The following is a 17,893-nucleotide window of genomic DNA, read 5'->3' on the forward strand; positions in this document are numbered from 1 at the left end:
ACACATGAGCAGCGCGGTGCCGCCCGGCGGGGCGGACCCCGGCCACGACGACCCGCGAGGGACGGTCGCGGCCGAGGCGGCCCGACTGGCCGCCTCCGGCCTCGACGCACCCGGGCCCTACCTGATCGGGGTGCGTCACCACGCCCCTTCGCTCAGCGTCGTCGTGCCCGCGCTGCTGGACGCCGCCCGGCCCGATGTCCTGCTGGTCGAACTGCCCACCGAGTTCCAGCCCTGGCTGGACCTGCTCGCGGACGAGGCCACCCGGGCCCCGGTCGCCCTCGCCGCCGCACCCGCCGCCGACCGCCCGGACGACGCGGCCGAGGGCGCCGGGCTCGCCTTCTACCCGTTCGCCGACTTCTCGCCCGAGCTCGCCGCCCTGCGCTGGGCCCGCCGGAACGGCGTCGGGACGATCGCCTGCGATCTGCCCCTCGCCGTCCGCGACCGGCACGCCGACCGTGCCGACCGGGACGGTACCGGCCCCGGCGCCCCCGGCCCCGGCGTCGCCGACGCCCTCCGCCACCGCCTGACCGGACGCGAGGACGACGAGGACCTCTGGGACCGCCTCGTCGAGACCGCCGCCCCCGGCTCCACCCCGGAGGCCGTCCGCCGCGCCGCGCTGCTCGTCGGCTGGGCGCTGCGCCGCGACGCCCGGGACGGCACCGGCATCGACCCGTACGACCTGCGGCGCGAGGCCTGGATGCGGGCGCGCATCCAGGAGGCGGCCGAGGGCGGCCGCCGGGTCGCCGCCGTGGTCGGAGCCTTCCACGCGCCCGCGCTCCTCCCGGCCGGGGCGGACGGCGCCGAGGCACCCGACCCCGACCCCAACCCCGACCTCGCTCCCGACCGGGTGCCGGACGGTCGCCATGTCGTCTCCCTGATCCCCTACACCTACCCGCTGCTCGACGCCCGCTCCGGCTACCCGGCCGGCATCCGCGACCCCGAGTGGCAGCACACCGTGCTCGACGCCGCCGGGGACCAGGACCGGCTGGCCGAGGCGCTGATCACCACCGCCGTGCGGATCTGCGGCGCCCTGCGCGGCCAGGACCACCCCTCCGGCCCGGCCGACGCCCGCGAGATCGTCCGCGTCGCCGGCGACCTCGCCCGGCTGCGCGGCCTCGCGGCCCCCGGCCGGGGCGAACTGATCGAGGCCGTGCAGACCGCCCTCGCCCAGGGCGAACCGCTCGGCCGGGGCCGGGCGGTGGCCCGCGCGCTGGAGCGGGTCCTGGTCGGCACCCGCACCGGCGCGCCCACCCCGGCCGCCCCGCGCAGCGGCCTCGCCCCCGCCGTCGAGCGACTCCTCGCCGAGCTGGGCCTGCCCGGCCCGGGCGACACCGCCGAGCCCACCCCGCGCGAGCTGCGCCCCGACCCGCTCCGCTCGACCCTCGACCGCCGCCGCGAACTCCTGCTCCACCGGCTGACCGCCTGCGGCGTCCCCTACGCCGAACCGGTCGGGTCCACCGGCGCGGGCGGCACCGAGACCCTCACCACCCGCTGGCGGGTCCGCTGGACCCCGGCCGTCGCCGCGATGCTCACGGTCGCGGGCACCCAGGGCGTCACCCCGGCCCAGGCCGCCGAAGGCGCACTGCGCGAGCGGCTGCGCCGAGAGCGGCAGGCCGACGGCCCGACCGCCCGCGAGGTCCTCCAGGGCCTCGCCGACGCCGACGCCTGCGGCCTCCCGGCCCTCACCGGCACCCGCCTCACCCAGCTCACGGCCGTCCTCCCGGAGAGCGGCACCCTGCCCGAACTCCTCGACGCCCTGGCCCTCCTCGACCGCCTCACCGCCACCCACCGCCCGGTCCCGGTCCCTGTCCCGGCCACGAGCACGGGCAGCGCCGCCACCGGCGCCACCGCGACCGCCCCCGGCCTCACCGACCCCGAGGCGGAGGACAGGTTCCTGGCCGCTGTGGCCGCCGCCGCGGAGGTGGTGACGGTCGCGGCGGTGCGGCAGCTGGAGGGGCTGGGCGGATCGGACGAGGCCGACGACGCCAGGGCGCTGGTCGAGCTGGCACGTCGGGCCGATCTCTCCGGCGGTCTGCGGCTGCGCCACGCACTGGCCGAACTCGCCGACCGGGGGAGCCCCCTGGTGCGCGGTGCGGCCGGTGCGGTGCGGGTGCTGCTCCGGCAGGAGGTCCCGGCGGTGTTCGGCGACCGGGCCGCCTCCTGGGTCGACGGCGCCAACGCACCCGAGGCCCGGCATGCCCTCGGCCGGTCGCTGGTCGGTCTGCTGACGGCCGCCGAGGGGCTGTTCTCCACCGCCCCCGAGGTACTCGAACCACTGCTGGAGCGGACCGCCACCCTCCCGGACAACGCTTTCCTCGACCGTCTGCCCGCCCTGCGCGGCGGGTTCGACACGCTCAGCCCGGCGGCCCGGGAGCGGCTGCTGACGCTCGTCGAGGAGCGCCTGGGAGCCCGGCTGGACGCGCTTCCGGAGGAGGTGCCGCCCGCCCTGCTCGCCGACTGGTCCCGCGCCGACCTCGCGGCCCGTTCCGCACTCGCCCGCCGGGGACTGCTCCCACCGAGCCTCCCGGCACCCACCGGCGCGGCACCCACCGGCGCGGCACCCACCGACAAGGCGCCCGTCCCCGAACGTGTCCCCGAACGCGTCCCCGACCCGTCCGGCTCCCACGCCCTCGGCGCGGCCGAGCGCTGGCGGCTGCTGCTCGGCCGCCCTGGCGACGGCCGCCCCGGCGGCCGTGCCTCGCGGCTCGCGACCGCGCTCGACGAGCTCTACGGCACGGGGCACGGCGAGGGCTCCGGCCCCGGTCTCGACGGCCGGGGCGGGGCGGGTGGCAACCGGGGCGGCCGCGAGGCGCCGTACCCGGGCGTGCGCGAGTGGTCCGAGGAGCTGACCGCCCTGTTCGGGCCCGGCATCCGGGAGGAGGTGCTGGCGGCGGCCGTGGCCCACGGGCGCGGCGATGCCCTGGAGGCGATCGACCCGGGCGCCGTCCGGCCGTCGGTCGACCTGTTGCGCACCGTCCTGGAGCACGCGGGCGGTCTGCCCGAGGCCCGGTTGGCCGGACTGCGGCCGCTGGTCCGGCGCCTGGTCGACGAGTTGAGCCGGGAGCTGGCGACCAGGCTGCGCCCCGCCCTCACCGGGATCAGCGTGCCGCGTCCGAGCCGGCGCCCCGGCGGCGGCCTGGACCTGCACCGCACCATCCGCGCCAACCTGGCGACCGCCCGCCCCGCCGCCCCCTCGGCCGGCAGCGATACCGGCCCTGGCACCGGCTCCGGCACCGAGCCGGGCCGGATGGTGATCGTGCCGGAGCGCCCGATCTTCCGCACCCGGGCCAGGCAGGCGTCCGACTGGCGCCTGATCCTGGTCGTGGACGTCTCCGGCTCGATGGAGTCGTCCACGGTCTGGGCGGCGCTGACCGCGTCGATCCTGGCCGGGGTGCCCTCGCTGAGCACGCACTTCGTCGCCTTCTCGACCGAGGTGGTCGACCTGACCGACCGGGTGACGGATCCGCTCGGCCTGCTCCTGGAGGTCCGGATCGGCGGCGGCACCCACATCGCCGCCGGGCTCAAGTACGCGCGGGAGCTGGTCACGGTGCCGTCCCGCACGCTGATCGCGGTGGTCAGCGACTTCGAGGAGGGCGGTCCGGTGGGCGGGCTGCTCGCGCAGACCCGGGCGCTGGTCGACTCCGGGTGCCATCTGCTGGGTTGCGCCGCGCTGGACGACACCGGCACGGCCCGGTACTCGAAGGCGATCGCGAGCCGGCTGGTCGCGGCCGGGATGCCGGTGGCGGCGCTCAGCCCGCTCGAACTGGCCCGCTGGGTGGGGGAGAAGGTCCGATGACGGAGGCGGTACGGGACGTGACGGGGACGCGCTTGCAGTGGCCGGCGGTGCGGCCGGAGGTGGTCGCCGAGGTGGTGGCCGGACTCTCGGCCCGCCTGCAGAAGCGCCTGGACGGGGCCGCCGCCAAACTGGCCGAACGGCCGGTGGAACGGACGGGCGAGGACTGGCGGATCGCCGTGGACGAGGAGACGGAACTCGTCCTGCACGCGCCGGGCGGGGTGGTCGCCGCGCCGGGTGATGTGCGCTGCGGCTGCCTGCTGGCGCCCGCCTGCGTGCACCGGGCGGCGGCGGTCACGGTCTGCCCGCTGGCCGACGGCGAACCGCCGGCGGAGTCGGCCGCAGGCGCAGCGCAGGCCGAGCAGGCCGATCAGCCCGGACAGCCCGAACGGGCCGTGGCCGACAGCGAGTCCCGGACCTCCGCCCCGGCCCCTCTCCCGGAAGGTCCGCAGGGCGACGCTCCGGCCGTCGGAACGCTCGGCGCCGCCGAACGCGCCGCCGTCGACCAGCTGCACCGGGTGGGCTCCGCCGCGCTCGCGGCGGGCGTGGGCGGTACGGGCGCGGTGCTCCAGGCGGAGCTGTTGCGGGCGGCCCACCGGGCCCGGCTGGCCGGGCTGCACCGGCCGGCGGCCGCGGCGGTGGCGGTGGTCACCCGGATCCGGGCGGCCCGTTCGGGCGAGCCGGACTACCGGCTCGCCGATCTGGTGGCCGGTCTGCGCGAGCTGCTCGGTCTCAGCACGGCCCTGTCCGCCGCCGCGGCGGCGGACTCCACGGGTCCGGACGTCGCCGCCCTGCGCGGGACGGCCCGCCAGGTGTACGCGCCGGCGGGCGGCCTGCGGCTGTACGGACTCTTCGCCGAGCCGGTGCTGACGGCCACTCACGCGGGCGTGCTGACCTGGGCGGTCGACGCGGGCGGCGGTCTGCACACGATGGCCGAGATCATGCCGCACACCGACGCCGCCGCAGCGGCGCCGCAGGCGGTCGGCGCCGGCAACCGGGCGGTCCGGCTGGGTGACGCGATGCTCAGCCACCGCGAGTTCACCCGGGCCGGGCTGGCCGTTCAGGGCGCCACCAGGTCGGCGGCCGGGCGGCTCGGGGCGGGCGCCTCGGTCCGGGCGGTGCGCGCGGCCGGGGCGGCCTGGACGGCCGAGCCGGCGGCCCGGCTCTGGGCCGAGCCGCCGGCCGCCCAGGTGGCGCGGGCGCTCGGCGCGGCCGCACTGCCTCCGGAGGTCCGGCCGGCCGGGGGCGAACTCCTGTTCCTGGACGTGACGCTGCTCGGAGCGGTCCCGTACGGGCCGGGCGGTGAGCCGCGACTGCTGGCGGACTGCGGGGGAGTGGTGGTGGCGCTGCGCGCCGCGCAGGACCACCCGGGGCTCGCCCACCGGGGCAATCTCGCGCTGCTCGCGACCGCCCCGGGTCTGCGGCTGCGGGTGATCGGCCGCCTGGAGCGCGCGGCCCGCCCCGAGCTGCGCCTGCTGGCCGTCGGCGAGCCCCCGTCCACCCAACCCTCTGAGCCCCAGCCCCAGCCCCTACCCCAGCCCCAACCCCAGCCCCGGCCCCTGGCCCCGTCCCTCGCCCTGCCCGCCGATCGCGCCGGCCGGGTCAATCTCGGCCTGGAGCGGCTCCAGACGGCGGACCTGACCCTCCCACCCCGGGATGCCGCGCCGCCGCTCACGGCCCTGCCGGCGGGACCGCTCCCGCCGACCACGCCGGTGCATCTGCTGGCCCGCAGGGTGGAGCAGGCGGTGACCGGCGGCCGGGCGGCGCTGGCGCTGGGGACGGGGGCGGCGCGCGATGACCGGGCCCGGTTGCGGTCGGCGGGGCTGGCCACCGGCGCCTCGCTGCTGGAGGCTCTGCTCGGGGCGGCGGTGGACCAGCAGCGCGACGTCTTCGGCCGGGTGGTCGCGGACGACCACGGAACCTTCGCGGCCGCCTGGTCGGCGGCGGCCTGGTACGAGGAGGAGCTGGCCTCGGCCCTCTGCGCGACCGCCTGGTCCGAGGAGGCTCCCGGCAGTCAGCCATAAGGAGAACTATTTGCACAAGCAGATATGCCGCGCCAAATGGCATACTTGAACGAAGCGGAACGTTCGACGAGCACACGACCCGAGCAGGGAGACGCGAGCCATGGGGATCCAGGACGATGCCGCCGAGGTCCGTGCCGGCGGCTGGCGCACGCTCGCCGCGCTGCACGGGCTGATCGACTCGGCCCTGGAGAAGGCCCTGCAGGCTGAGTACCGTCTCTCAGTGGTCGAGTACACGGTGCTGGAGGCGCTGTCGCGGCAGGACGGCTGGCACATGCGGATGCAGCAGCTGGCCCGCGCGGCGGCGCTGAGCAGCAGCGCCACCACCCGGCTGGTGAGCCGACTGGAGGAGCGCGGGCTGCTCGGCCGCTACCTGTGCGCGGACGACCGGCGCGGCATCTACACCGAGCTGACCCCGCAGGGCCGCGAACTGCTCCGGGCGGCGCGGCCGTTGCACGACGCGACCCTGGAGGCGACGCTCACCGGGGCCGCCGAGATCCCCGAACTGGCGCCGCTGGTGCGCGCGCTCCACGACCTGGAGCCCGCTCCCGCCTCCCCGGCCGGGTCCTGAGCACGGCGCGGGGGAGCGGGACGCCCGGGCGCCCGGGCATCAGGCCGCCCGGAGGACCTGATGCCCGAGCGCCCGGACGGCCGGTGCTCAGCGGCGTGAGGTGAGCGCTTCCTCGTGGACCCGGTCGAGCAGGGCGAGCAGCAGTTCCTTGCTGGACGCGCGCTCGCGGACGTCGCAGAGCACGACGGGCACACCCGGGTCGAGGTCGAGCGCGCGCCGGACGTCGTCGGGCGCGCAGTCGCGGCGCCCGTGGAAGCAGTTGACGCCGATGGCGAACGGGATGCCGCGCTGCTCGAAGAAGTCGACGGCGGCGAAGCTGGACTCCAGCCGGCGGGTGTCGGCCAGCACGATCGCGCCGAGCGCGCCGAGGGCCAGGTCGTCCCACATGAACCAGAACCGGAACTGGCCCGGGGTGCCGAACAGGTAGAGCACGAGGTCCTGGCGGACGGTGATCCGGCCGAAGTCCATCGCGACGGTGGTCGTCGACTTGCCCTGGACGCCGTCGAGGCTGTCGACCCCGATGCTGGCCCGGGTCATCCGTTCCTCGGTCTGGAGCGGTTCGATCTCACTGACCGAGCCGACCATGGTGGTCTTGCCGACGCCGAAGCCGCCGGCCACGAGGATCTTGACCGCGCCCGGCACCAGGCTCTGGGTCGTCACGTCTGGTCTCCTGGAGGGGAACTGAGCGGAGGAGCGAAAGGTCGAAAGAGCTGGGAAGTCGGAGAGCTGGGAAGTCGGAGGGGCTGGGAAGTCGGAGGAGCTGAAAGCGGAGAGCGCCGGAGCAGGCCCGGCCCGGTCGGACTGGGCCCGACCGAACCCCGGCCTCCGACCGAACCCGACCCGGTCAGAGCCGCCGGACACCCTCGATCACAGCCCGGATCAACGCGATGTCCGGTGCCTCGGCGAGCTGGACGGGTGCCCGGGTGAGGATCATCCTGGCCTCGGCGAGGTCGTCGAGTAATACCTTGACCACGCTCACCGGGAGATCCATGGTGGCCGCGATCTCGGCCACCGCCAGCGGGCGTTCGCGGCAGAGGTCCAGGATCGCGGCCGGTTCGGGCGTCAACCGGCTGGTGTCCGTACGCGGGTCGGCGGTGACCACCAGGGTGATCAGCGCGAATCCGTCACGGACCGGTCCGGTACGCCCGTTGGTGATGGCGTAAGGGCGGACCAGATGGCCCGCGTCCTTGTCGAAGAACCAGGCCTCGTCGGCGTCGACGGTCACGCACCGCCACCCACGCCCGGCTGGCCGGCGTCGCTGCGCGGCGCCGCGGTGAGGTACTGGCCGACCTGCTTCACCAGCATGTTGATCTCGTAGGCCATCAGCCCGGCGTCGACCGCCTCGCTGGTGAGCACGGCGAGCCGGGCCCCCTGGCCGGCGGTCGTGACGAACAGGAACAACTGGTCCATCTCGATCACGGTCTGCCGGACCCGCCCGCCGTTGAACCGGTGGCCGGCGCCGCGGGCGAGGCTCTGCAGACCGGAGGCCACGGCCGACAGGTGCTCGGCGTCGGCCCGGTCCAGGCCCTGGGAGAGCCCGATCAGCAGGCCGTCCTCGGAGAGGACGATGGCGTGCCGGGTCTCCGGGACCCGCGCCACCAGCTGGTCCAGCAGCCAGTTGAGGTCGCGCTGGGTATCGGTGTACTGCGTCATCACTGCTGTTCCTTAGCTGCGGAAGGTGCGGCCGGGGCAGCGGGCGCGTCCGGCGCGTCCGCGTCGGGTGTCGTCGCACGGGCGGTGCGGGTGCCGCGCTGGATGGCGGCCATGGTGGCGCGCGAGCGCTGCGGCGAGGGGTCGTCCGCAGACGGTCCGAAGGAGCCGGTCCCGCCGGCGCCGTCGGCCCCGGCGGGACCCGCCGGACCGGTGCGGCCGTACGGTGCGGCGGCGGGAGCGTCGGGCCGTCCGTACGCGCCGGGTTGGCCGAACGCCGTGCCCGGCACCTTGGCCTCGCGCAACTGCTCGGCGAGGCTGGCGTTGCGGACCCGCTGCGGCAGCACGCGCGGGGTGCGCAGCTCGCCGTCGGGGCCGCGCTCCGTCGCTGCCTCCTCGGCGCGCTGGTGCGTGGGCGTCGTCGTCGCCGCGAGCGCCGCAGACTCCCCGGACCCGGCCACGGCGGCCCCGTCCTCCGGGCCGACCCCGTCCGGGCCGACCCCGTCCTCCGGTCCGGCCCCGTCCTCCGGGCCGGGCTCGTCCTCCGCGCCGTCGTACGGCCGGGGCATGGCCGGTCGGGCCACCACCACCGCGCCCGGCAGGCCGGGGATCGACGAGCCCACCGACAGGCCGGCGTTGACCGTCGGGTCGTCCTCGTCGCGGGTGCCGCCCTGGGGGTAGCGCGCGAGCAGTTCGCCGATCACCACGCTGCCGTCGAAGCGGTCCGCCGTCCCGCCGAGCACTCCGGACGGATCGTCACCGTAGAGAACCGGGTCCGCGACGGGAGCCGGAGCGAAAGCCGGAGCCTGCACCGGAGCGAAAGCCGCAGCCGGGCCCGCGCCGAGGGCGGGGAGTCCCTCCGTCGCGGCGGCTCCGATCCCACCGGCCACCGACTGACCGAAGTCCGACTGTCCAAGGTCCGACTGTCCGCCGCCCCACTGCTCGACGTCCGACTGTCCAAGGTCCGACTGTCCGCCGCCCCACCGCTCGACGTCCGACGGCCCGACCGCGGGGTACTCCGCCCCCGCGTCGGCCCCGCCGCCCGAGCCCTGCCCGAGCGCCTGCGCCTGCGCCTGTTCCTGTCCCGCACCCGGCCGGGTGCCCAGCAGCCCGCCCAGGACCCCGGCGAGCGCGCCGGACAGCTCCTGGTCGATCTCGCCGAGCTCCGCGTCCGCGTCCGCCCCGCCGCCCGGCGGCAGGTCGGGCACGGGCGTACGGGTGACCCGGGCGCCGGACGGCAGGCCGGGGAGGGCGGCCGGCTGCCCGGCCTGCTCCAGCAGCAGCGCGGGCACCAGCACCACGGCCCTGGTCCCGCCGTACGGCGAGGGCCGCAGGGTGACCTGAATGTCGTGCCGCGCGGCGAGCCGCGCGACCACGAACAGGCCGAGCCGCAGGTCGTCGCCGAGCGCGGAGACGTCCAGCTCGGGCGGGTTGGCCAGGTAGTCGTTGAACCGCTCGTACTCGTCCTCGGCCATGCCGAGGCCGCGGTCCTCGACCTCCACCGCCAGGCCCTTGGGCACTTCCTGCGCGGAGACCTGCACCTGGGTGTACGGCGGCGAGAAGGTGGTGCCGTTCTCGATCAGTTCGGCGACCAGGTGGATCACGTCGGCGACGGCCTGGCCGCTGAGCGAGGCGCGGGGCACGCCCTGGACGACGACGCGCGAGTAGTTCTCGGTCTCCGAGACGGCGCTGCGCAGCACGTTGACCATGGGGACGGCGTTGCGCCAGCGCCGGGCCGGCAGGGCGCCGCCCAGGATGACCAGGTTCTCGGCGTTGCGCCGCATCCGGGTGGCGAGGTGGTCGACCGCGAACAGTTCGCGCAGCAGCTCGGGTTCCTCGTGCTCGCGCTCCAGCGCGTCCAGCATGCTGATCTGGCGGTGGATCAGGATCTGGGTGCGGCGGGCGATGTTGAGGAAGACCTTCTTCGTCCCCTCGCGGCCCTGGGCCTGGTGCACGATCGCTGCGACGGCGGCCTGCCGGACGGCGGCGAGGCCGTCGGCGGTCTGCTGGACCTCGTCGCCGATCCGCCGGGAGGGGGTCCAGGCGGGCGGGGTCGGTACCGATTCGCCGGCCTGGAGCCGGCCGACCACCTGGGGGATCTCGTGCTGGGCGAGGGCCAGGGTCTCGGCGTGCAGGTCCGCGAGCCGGCCCGGGAGGGTGCGCGCGGCGCGCAGGCCGCGGACCAGGCTCCAGAGCAGGAGGACGGCGACCACCGCGGTGCCGCCGTAGAGGGCGGTGCGCTCCCCGGCGTCGCGCAGCAGGTAGGCGGCGTAACCCCAGGCGGCGGCGAGGCCGAGGCAGGGGACCACCACGAGGGCGAGGAGCGAGCTGCGGAGGGAGCCGGACCGGCCGGCGCGGTGGCCCGTCCGGGGGGCCGATATGCCTGGCATCTGATTCCTTGTAGCAGGGCCGAACGGCGGTTGTCCGTGTGCGGTCCGACCGCGGTCGCGGGGCGCCACGGCCGGCGGTGCCCGGAGGGTTGCCGGATCTGGTGACGTCTTGTCACCGTCCGGACGGATGCTGCACGGCCGCCGACTGCAGGAACGCTACCAGCCCCAGGTGCCCTCAAGGCAACATCAACTGACGATATGTGAACGGGTGATGACTGGGCGGCAGGGGCGGCCGGGGTCGGCCCCGGGGGTCGTTACGGCAGGTCGGAGGAGGTGCGGGGAGGGCCTGACGGCTTTCCGGAGGCGGGGGTTCGATCACCGGAAAGCCGTCAGGGACGTGTCAAGACCAAGCGGCTCCACCGGGCCCCCGCCGGTGGCGGGGACGACCGGGCAGCGCCGAGGGGGCGGCGGTGAAGCGGCGGTGAAGCAGCGATGGAGCGACGGGGGGAACAGGGAAACACCGGGGAGACCTGTGGGGAGGTCCCGGCGCCGCCCGGCTCAGCCCGCCAGCGGCATCCGCAGCACGGCCGCCGACGCGCCCTGCGCCTGCGCCTCCGCCCCGGCCTCGCGCTCGGCCAGCTCGGTCCACGCCCAGCTGGCCAGCGGGGCGAGTTCGGCTGACCACTGCTTCCCGTAGGTGCCCGAGGCCACCTGGCCCAGCCGCAGCCGCTGGACGTCCGAGGTGCCGGCCGGCGGGTAGACGTGGGTGGCGTCGCGCAGGTAGCGCTCGATGTGGAAATCGGCGTGCAGGCCGCGGGCGGCGTGGATCTCCATCGCGTTGCGCGCCGAGTCCAGCGCGTACTCGGTGTTGATCAGTTTGGCGTTCATCAGTTCGGCGTCGCACGGCCGGCCGTGGTCCAGCTGGTGCGAGGCGTGGTACGCGGCGAGCTTGGCGGTCATCAGCCGGGACTGCATCTCGCCCAGCTTCAGTGCGATGTTCGGCAGTTGGGAGAGCGGCTTGCCGTACATGATGCGCTCCTCGGCGAACCGCGCGGTGTCCTCGACGATCGCCCGGTGGATGCCGAGCGCGACCGCCGCCAGGTTCAGCCGCCCGTAGAGGGTCGAGGACGAGTAGGCCACGTCCAGGCCCTGGCCCTCGAGGCCGAGCCGGTTGGCGGCCGGGATCCGGCAGTCCTCGAAGACGAGTTCGCCGAAGCTGAAGCCGTGCAGACCGCTCTGCGAGCCCAGGTCGCCGGTACGGAAGCCCGGGCGGTCGCTCTCCACCAGGAACGCGGACAGCCCCTTGCTGCCCTCGCCGGTGCGGAGCACCACGCCGTGCACGTCGCCGATGTGCGAGTTGCCCACGAACCACTTGCGCCCGTTGAGCACGTACTCGTCGCCCTCGCGCCGGGCGGTGCCGCTCATGCCGAGCACATGGCCGCCGGACTCCGGTTCGGTGACGGCGATCGTGGGCAGCGCCGTCCCGTCGGCGAACCTGGGCAGCCAGTGGCGGCGCTGGGTGTCGCTGCCGAAGTGGATGACCTTGGCGACGCCGAGCTGCGAGGCCTGCGCGATCGCCCCCATCGCGCCGCTGACGCGCGACAGTTCCTCGACGATCACGGTTTTGGCCAGGTGTCCCAGCCCCAGCCCGCCGAACTCGCGCGGGATGGTGACGCCGATCCAGCCACGGCGGGCGATCTCCCGCGAGAGCTCGAATTCGACCTGGCGCTCGGCCTCCATTCTGGCCACCTGCGGGCGTACTTCCTTCTCCGCGAACTCGCGTACCTCCGCTCGGAGGCTCTCGTGTCGCTCGTCGGTGAAGTAGTCCATCGCCATGCCAGGTCCTCTCGGTTCGGGTGGTTCGGTGGATGTGCCTCCGTCCGTGCAGCCGATCCGCTTCGGCCGCCGAGGGGTGGGGGAGTGACGGTGGCGGCCGGTTGCCCCTGAGTTGCAGCCGGTGCGTGCGGATGTGCCGGCGGTGGCCCACGCTGCCCTTGGGGACCGCCGTTTTTCGGCAGGGCTCATTGTCATATGTGCGTCGGAAGCGCTCTACAGTGGATCTTGGATTGGCGTGATTCGGGCCGTTCACGGACTGTCGGGGATTGAAGGGGTACCGGGCGGGGAAGTGACCTGTCCCGCTTTTGGGATCCGGGGTTTCCGCCGGATGTCGTTCCGGCTGCCGCGCGTGCCCCGTTCCGGCCGCCCGGAAACCCCCGTTCCGGTTGTCCGCCGCGTCCCGTTCCGGTTGCCCGGCGGTTCCCCGCCCGTTCCCGCCCGGAGGCCCGCCGGACGGCCCTCCGCCGCCCGCAGGTGGGCCGCCCGCCGTCTCGCCGCCGACATGCGGCTTTGACTGAGCATCAGCAGTGGGAAAGGGAAGGGGCCGGGAGCGCGTAGGGCGCCGGATGTCTGATTACATGTGCGCCATGACTGATGTGATGAGCACTCAAGGCCGGTTCCCGGGTGCCGCCGGCGAGTCCGACAGGGCCCGCAGGCTGCGCAGCCTGGGCCTCAACGAGCCCGCCGCGGACGAGGCCTTCGACCGCTTCGCCCACCTGGCCGCCAGCATCACCCGCGCCCCCATCGCGATGGTCAACTTCATCAACGACGAGCGCCAGATGTTCCGGGGGCTCTACATCCCGCCAAACTCCGCTGATGTGGTGGCCGAAGAAGGCTCCTCGTGGGCCGATCGCGGCATCGCCTTCGACCTTCCGACCCGGGAGATGCCGCTGAGTCACGGCTTCTGCCCCCACGTCGTCGCGCAGCGTTCCCCCCTCGCACTCGACGACATCCTCGCCTACCCCCGGTTCGCCGGGAATCCGGTCGTCGACGAACTGGGCGTCCGCGCCTACCTCGGGGCCCCGCTCGTCGACGACACCAACACCGTCATCGGCACCGTCTGCGTGCTCGACCGCGAACCCCGCCAGTGGGGCCGCGAACGGCTGCGCGACATCCAGCACCTCGCCGAGGCCCTGCTCTCCGAGATCCGCCTGCGCGACAACCTGCTCGCCCAGCAGCAGGAGATGTTCGCGGCCTTCGACGGCTCGCCGTTCCCGATCATGCTCACCGACGGGCCCGGCCAGGAGATCCGCTACGCCAACGCCCAGCACGCCGACACCTTCGGCGCCCCGGTGGCGTACGGTGCCGTCGGTCTGGCCTACCCCCAGCTCGGTGCCGGCGGCCTCCAGCAGGCGGTCTCCGAGGCGTACCACACCGGCCGCGCCACCGTCCTCAACGACGTGCGGGTCCAGTCCCTTCGCCCCGAGGCCCAGCGCGGGCAGCAGATCTTCAGCTTCACCTGCACCCCGCTGCGCACCGCCCGGACCGGCCAGGTCACCGGTGTGCTGACGGTCGGCATGGACGTCACCGCGCAGTCCCGCACCGAGGAGGAACTCGGCACGCTCGCCGCTCTCCTGGTGGATCGCCTCCAGCAGAACGGCACCACCCCGGTCGGCCGCCCCGGCCTCGGCGCGGGGGAGACCGGCCTCGTCCTGCCGGGCTGAGCACGACCGGCCCGGCCCGTCCGGACCGCGTGCGGGTCACCCCCCGGACCGCGTACGCACCACCGGAGTTCCGTCCGGCGCAGCACCGGCCGCCCAGCGCGGCGGCACCGCGCCCCGACCCTGTCCAGACCGCGTCCAGCGCACGTCCCGACCAGCCCAGCCCAGCGCACGTCCCGACCCGTCCAGAGCACGTCCCGACCCGTCCAGCGCACGTCCCGACCGTCCAGCGCACGTCCAGAGCATGTTCCGACACATCCCGACCACGTCCCGACCAGCCGCCCCGAACGCGCCCCGACCGCGCGTCGCGGCGGGACCGCAGCACCGGCCGCCCACCGCGGCGAGCCGTCCCAGCGTGGCGGGGCGCCTCTCACCCCCGAGGAGAGGCTCCCCGCCACACTGCTGTCCGGGTGAACCGCCCGCCGCCGCCCCGCCGGGCCCGCCCCCACGGCCGCCGCCGGTGGTAGGCATGGGCCGCATGCAGTGGTTCGCCGCCCCCGAGTACTGGCTCAGCAGACTGCTCGTGCAACGGCTGCTGGCCGCCCTCTACCTGATCGCCTGCCTCGCCGCCGCCCGGCAGTTCCGCGCCCTGATCGGCAGCCGCGGCATGCTCCCCGTCCCCCGCTTCACCGCCCGGGTCCCGTTCCGGCAGGCGCCCGGACTCTTCCACCTCCACTACAGCGACCGCTTCTTCGCCGCCGTGGCCCTGACCGGCGCCGCACTCTCCGCCGCCCTCCTCGGCGGCCTCGGCGACGCCGTCCCGCTCGGGATGTCGATGCTCTGCTGGGCGGTGCTGTGGGTCCTCTACCTGTCGATCGTCAACGTCGGGCAGACCTGGTACTCGTTCGGGTGGGAATCGCTGCTGCTCGAAGCGGGCTTCCTGGCCACCTTCCTCGGCAACGCCGACACCGCCCCGCCCACCCCCGTCCTGTGGCTGCTGCGCTGGCTGGTCCTCCGGGTCGAGTTCGGCGCCGGACTGATCAAACTGCGCGGCGACAGCTGCTGGCGGGACCTCACCTGTCTGCGCTACCACCACGAGACCCAGCCGATGCCCGGGCCGCTCAGCTGGTTCTTCCACCACCTGCCCGGGCCGCTGCACCGCGTCGAGGCGGGCGCCAACCACGTCACCCAACTCCTCGTCCCGGTCTGCCTGCTCCTCCCGCAACCGGTCGCGACCTTCGCCGCCTGCGTCGTCGTCGCCACCCAGCTCTGGCTGGTCGCCTCCGGCAACTTCGCCTGGCTCAACTGGCTGACCGTCGCGCTCGCCCTCGCCGCCGTCGACCCGGCCCGCCTCGGCCTGCCCGTCCACCCGCGCGACTACCCCGCCGCCCCGGTGTGGTTCGAGGTCCTGGCACTGGCCCTCACCGCCGCCGTGCTCGTCCTGAGCTACTGGCCGGTCCGCAACATGGTCTCGCCCCACCAGGCCATGAACCGTTCCTTCAACCGCCTCCATCTGGTCAACACCTACGGCGCGTTCGGCAGCGTCAGCCGCACCCGGCAGGAGGTCGTGCTCGAAGGGACGGACGAGCCGGTGGTCACCCGGCACACCGTCTGGAAGGAGTACGGATTCAAGGGCAAACCCGGCGACGTCCGCCGCCTCCCGCGCCAGTACGCCCCCTACCACCTGCGGCTGGACTGGCTGATGTGGTTCGCGGCCATCTCCACCGGGTACGCCCGGCCGTGGTTCCTGCCGTTCGTCGCCCGGCTGCTCGTCAACGACCGGGACACCCTGCGCCTGCTGCGGCACAACCCCTTCCCGGACACCCCGCCGACCCACGTCCGGGCGACCCTCCACCACTACCGGTTCACCGATTGGCGCGAACTGCGGCAGACCCGCGCCTGGTGGCACCGGACACCGCTGACCGAGTACCTCGCGCCGGTCGACCTCGCCGCCCTCGCCCGCGCCGGACACCACCCGCCACCGGCCCCGGGCACGGCCGGGACGGGTGGTACGGACCCGGAAGGCCGCTCCCGGCGTGCCCCGAACGGGTGATGACCGGGCGCTGGCCGGTGACCCGGACCACCCGGCCGGCCCTCCCGGGTGGCGCCCGGCCGGGCGCTGTGGCACGCCACACCGCCCCGAGGAGCGGTGGGTGCGTGCATGGCTCGAACGGGCACCCGTATTCTTGGCCTCCGACCGGCAGACCTACCGCGCGCCCCTTCAGCCCCACCCGCCGGGGCCGCACCGCGCACCCGGACCGCCGCCCCCCCGCCGCCAGCCCACGCCCCCGCCGCAGCCGCCCAGAACCGGACCTCACATGACAGTGCTTCACTCCCGCAACGCCGACGCGGCCGACGCAGCCGGCTCCGCAGACGTCAAGGACACCACGGCCGCCACGGACACCACGGCCGCCGCGACCACCACCGACACCGACCTCCGCGAGGACCTCGGCCGCTACGCCGAACTCGGTGCCTTCACCCTCACCGCCGACACCCATCCCTGGTACGCGGCCCTGGACACCGTCGCCACCCCCGAGGACGCCCGCGCCGCGTCCACCGTCCTCGCCGAACTGCGCGGACACGACCTCCAGCAGGTCTGGGACGACGTCACCGCGCTCGCCGCCGACGTCCGGATCGACGCGCCGGACACCGTCGGCAAGACCGCCGTACTCGTCGAGATGCTCCAGCTCCTGCGCCGCACCTCGACCGTGCTCGCCCCCGCCGTGTACGACACCGACCTCGAATCGCTGATCGCGGCCACCGCCGACCGGACCTGGCGGCGCGAGCGCGGCGTCAAGCTCTCCTGGCTGCGCGCCCGCTCGCTGCGCAAGCAGGCCACCGCGCTCGCCGTCACCACCGGCCGCCCCCGCAGCCAGGACCTGCACGAGGCACTCGCCTCCGCCGCGGTCGAGCGCCGGGCCTGGGCCGCCCTCGCGCCCGCCGGCACCCTGCCCGCCGCGCCGTCCGACGCCGCCCTCGTCCACCGCACGGCGCAGGCTTTCGAGGCGATCAACACCGGGGTGCGCGAACTCGCCCGCCTGCTGCCCGGCCAGGACCTCGACGCACTGTCCTTCCCGGACCTCGTCGACCTGGTCGACCGCCTCGCCGCCGACGAGGGCACCCTCTACCGCCTGCCCACCGTCCGCGGCCTGCGCGCCGGCCTGGAGGACGCCGGCCTCGCCGAACTCCTCACCGAGCTCGCCGCCGCCCGCGCCGACCGCCGCGCCGCCGAGGCCGCCTACGCCGCCCGCCAGGCCCTCGCCGGCGGACAGCGCGACGGTCTGGTGACACCGGTCGAGGAGGACCGGCCGGCCACCGAGGAGGCGGCCGTCACGGCGGCTGACGCGGAGGCCGCCGTGACGGGTACGGAGGAGACCGAGGTGGCGGCCGAGGTCGACGTCGAGGTCGAGGCTGAGGCTGAGGTCGACGTCGAGGTCGAGGCTGAGGCTGAGGTCGATGTCGCGGCCGAGGTCGCGGTGGACACCGACGCCCCGGAGACCGAGGCCGTCACCGTCGAACCCCTGGCCGAGGCTGACAGCCCGGAGGCCGAGGCCCCGGCGGAGGAGCAGCCGCCCGTCGTCACCCTCCCGGCCCCCTCGCCCGCCGCCGACGACCTTCTCGGCACCACCCCCGCCCCGCCGGTTCAGCCCTCCGCCCCGGAGGCGGAGACCATCGCCCCCACCGAGATCGAGCCTGAGGCCGTGACCGTGGTGGAGCCGGTGGTCGAGCCGGAGCCCGTGGCCGAGGTCGAGCCCGTGGTGGAGCCCGCGGTTGAGGCCGAGCCCGCGGTTGAGGTCGCGCCGGAGGCCGAGGCCGAAGCCGAGCCGGTCACGGTGGAGGAGGCCCCCGAGCCGATCGCCGAGGCCGAGCCCGAGGCCGAGGCAGTCGCCGAGACCACGGTCGAGGTCGAGGATGTGGCTGTCACGGAGGCTCCCGCCGACGCCGAGCCGGTCGCCGACGCCGAGCCGACCGTCACCACCGAGGTCGTGGCTGAGGAGCCCGTCGAGCCGGTCGTCGAGGCCGTGAACGAGGCTCCGGTCGCGGAGGTCGCGGAGGTCGCGGAGGTCGCGGAGGTCGCGGAGGTCGCGGAG

Annotated in this window: 10 protein-coding genes and 1 pseudogene; 6 read left to right on the forward strand and 5 right to left on the reverse strand. The window is 75.3% G+C overall.

The genetic code is table 11. From position 1 onward, the window contains the following. Positions 1-4 precede the first annotated feature (4 nt). The 3 genes from SM793_RS10990 (at position 5) to SM793_RS11000 (ending at position 6,385) form a co-directional block, all read left to right on the forward strand. Complete coding sequence (locus SM793_RS10990; protein ID WP_320437912.1) at positions 5-3,796, forward strand: DUF5682 family protein; 3,792 nt, start codon at positions 5-7, stop codon at positions 3,794-3,796. Further along, positions 3,793-5,817 carry a hypothetical protein gene (locus SM793_RS10995; RefSeq protein ID WP_320437913.1) on the forward strand — a complete coding sequence of 675 codons (2,025 nt, stop codon included), beginning with the start codon at positions 3,793-3,795 and terminating at the stop codon, positions 5,815-5,817. Before SM793_RS10990 ends, SM793_RS10995 begins: the two co-directional genes overlap by 4 nt. A 100-nt stretch (positions 5,818-5,917) precedes the next feature. After that, entirely contained in the window at positions 5,918-6,385 is a 468-nt protein-coding gene (locus tag SM793_RS11000; RefSeq protein ID WP_320437914.1) for a MarR family winged helix-turn-helix transcriptional regulator, read from the forward strand. Positions 6,386-6,472: 87 nt separating this feature from the next. Here the strand turns inward: SM793_RS11000 and SM793_RS11005 are convergent, their stop codons facing one another. The 5 genes from SM793_RS11005 to SM793_RS11025 all read right to left on the reverse strand — a co-directional run bounded on the left by SM793_RS11005 (position 6,473) and on the right by SM793_RS11025 (position 12,195). Continuing rightward, on the reverse strand, positions 6,473-7,045 hold the full coding sequence (locus tag SM793_RS11005; RefSeq protein ID WP_320437915.1) for a GTP-binding protein: 573 nt from the start codon (positions 7,043-7,045) through the stop codon (positions 6,473-6,475). 184 nt (positions 7,046-7,229) lie between these two features. Next, positions 7,230-7,610 carry a DUF742 domain-containing protein gene (locus SM793_RS11010; RefSeq protein ID WP_030391835.1) on the reverse strand — a complete coding sequence of 127 codons (381 nt, stop codon included), beginning with the start codon at positions 7,608-7,610 and terminating at the stop codon, positions 7,230-7,232. Further along, positions 7,607-8,038: a roadblock/LC7 domain-containing protein gene (locus SM793_RS11015; RefSeq protein ID WP_045943028.1), complete on the reverse strand. Its 432-nt coding sequence runs from the start codon at positions 8,036-8,038 to the stop codon at positions 7,607-7,609. The genes SM793_RS11010 and SM793_RS11015 overlap by 4 nt, the downstream gene beginning before the upstream one ends. Then, the gene (locus SM793_RS11020) at positions 8,038-10,425 is read right to left on the reverse strand and encodes an ATP-binding protein (RefSeq protein ID WP_320437916.1); all 2,388 of its coding nucleotides are present in this window, start codon (positions 10,423-10,425) and stop codon (positions 8,038-8,040) included. Before SM793_RS11020 ends, SM793_RS11015 begins: the two co-directional genes overlap by 1 nt. Before the next feature lie 498 nt (positions 10,426-10,923). Beyond that, positions 10,924-12,195: an acyl-CoA dehydrogenase family protein gene (locus tag SM793_RS11025; RefSeq protein WP_320437923.1), complete on the reverse strand. Its 1,272-nt coding sequence runs from the start codon at positions 12,193-12,195 to the stop codon at positions 10,924-10,926. Positions 12,196-12,800: 605 nt separating this feature from the next. Here SM793_RS11025 and SM793_RS11030 point away from each other — a divergent pair. The 3 genes and pseudogenes from SM793_RS11030 to SM793_RS11040 all read left to right on the forward strand — a co-directional run. Further along, positions 12,801-13,865 carry a GAF domain-containing protein gene (locus SM793_RS11030; protein ID WP_320437917.1) on the forward strand — a complete coding sequence of 355 codons (1,065 nt, stop codon included), beginning with the start codon at positions 12,801-12,803 and terminating at the stop codon, positions 13,863-13,865. A 475-nt stretch (positions 13,866-14,340) separates the two neighbouring features. After that, complete coding sequence (locus tag SM793_RS11035) at positions 14,341-15,855, forward strand: lipase maturation factor family protein (RefSeq protein ID WP_320437924.1); 1,515 nt, start codon at positions 14,341-14,343, stop codon at positions 15,853-15,855. Between the two features lie 265 nt (positions 15,856-16,120). Then, positions 16,121-17,893 (forward strand): annotated as a pseudogene (locus SM793_RS11040) (hypothetical protein); the annotation flags it as partial.

The organism is Kitasatospora purpeofusca (genome assembly GCF_034043715.1).
GTDB classification, from domain to species: Bacteria; Actinomycetota; Actinomycetes; order Streptomycetales; family Streptomycetaceae; genus Kitasatospora; species Kitasatospora purpeofusca_A.

Coding starts and splice junctions, on each gene's coding strand:
- SM793_RS11030 (WP_320437917.1), top strand. CDS start 12,801: ATGAGCACTCAAGGCCGGTTCCCGGGTGCCGCCGGCGAGTCCGACAGG.
- SM793_RS10990 (WP_320437912.1), top strand. CDS start 5: ATGAGCAGCGCGGTGCCGCCCGGCGGGGCGGACCCCGGCCACGACGAC.
- SM793_RS11035 (WP_320437924.1), top strand. CDS start 14,341: ATGCAGTGGTTCGCCGCCCCCGAGTACTGGCTCAGCAGACTGCTCGTG.
- SM793_RS11015 (WP_045943028.1), bottom strand. CDS start 8,038: ATGACGCAGTACACCGATACCCAGCGCGACCTCAACTGGCTGCTGGAC.
- SM793_RS11020 (WP_320437916.1), bottom strand. CDS start 10,425: ATGCCAGGCATATCGGCCCCCCGGACGGGCCACCGCGCCGGCCGGTCC.
- SM793_RS11000 (WP_320437914.1), top strand. CDS start 5,918: ATGGGGATCCAGGACGATGCCGCCGAGGTCCGTGCCGGCGGCTGGCGC.
- SM793_RS10995 (WP_320437913.1), top strand. CDS start 3,793: ATGACGGAGGCGGTACGGGACGTGACGGGGACGCGCTTGCAGTGGCCG.
- SM793_RS11025 (WP_320437923.1), bottom strand. CDS start 12,195: ATGGACTACTTCACCGACGAGCGACACGAGAGCCTCCGAGCGGAGGTA.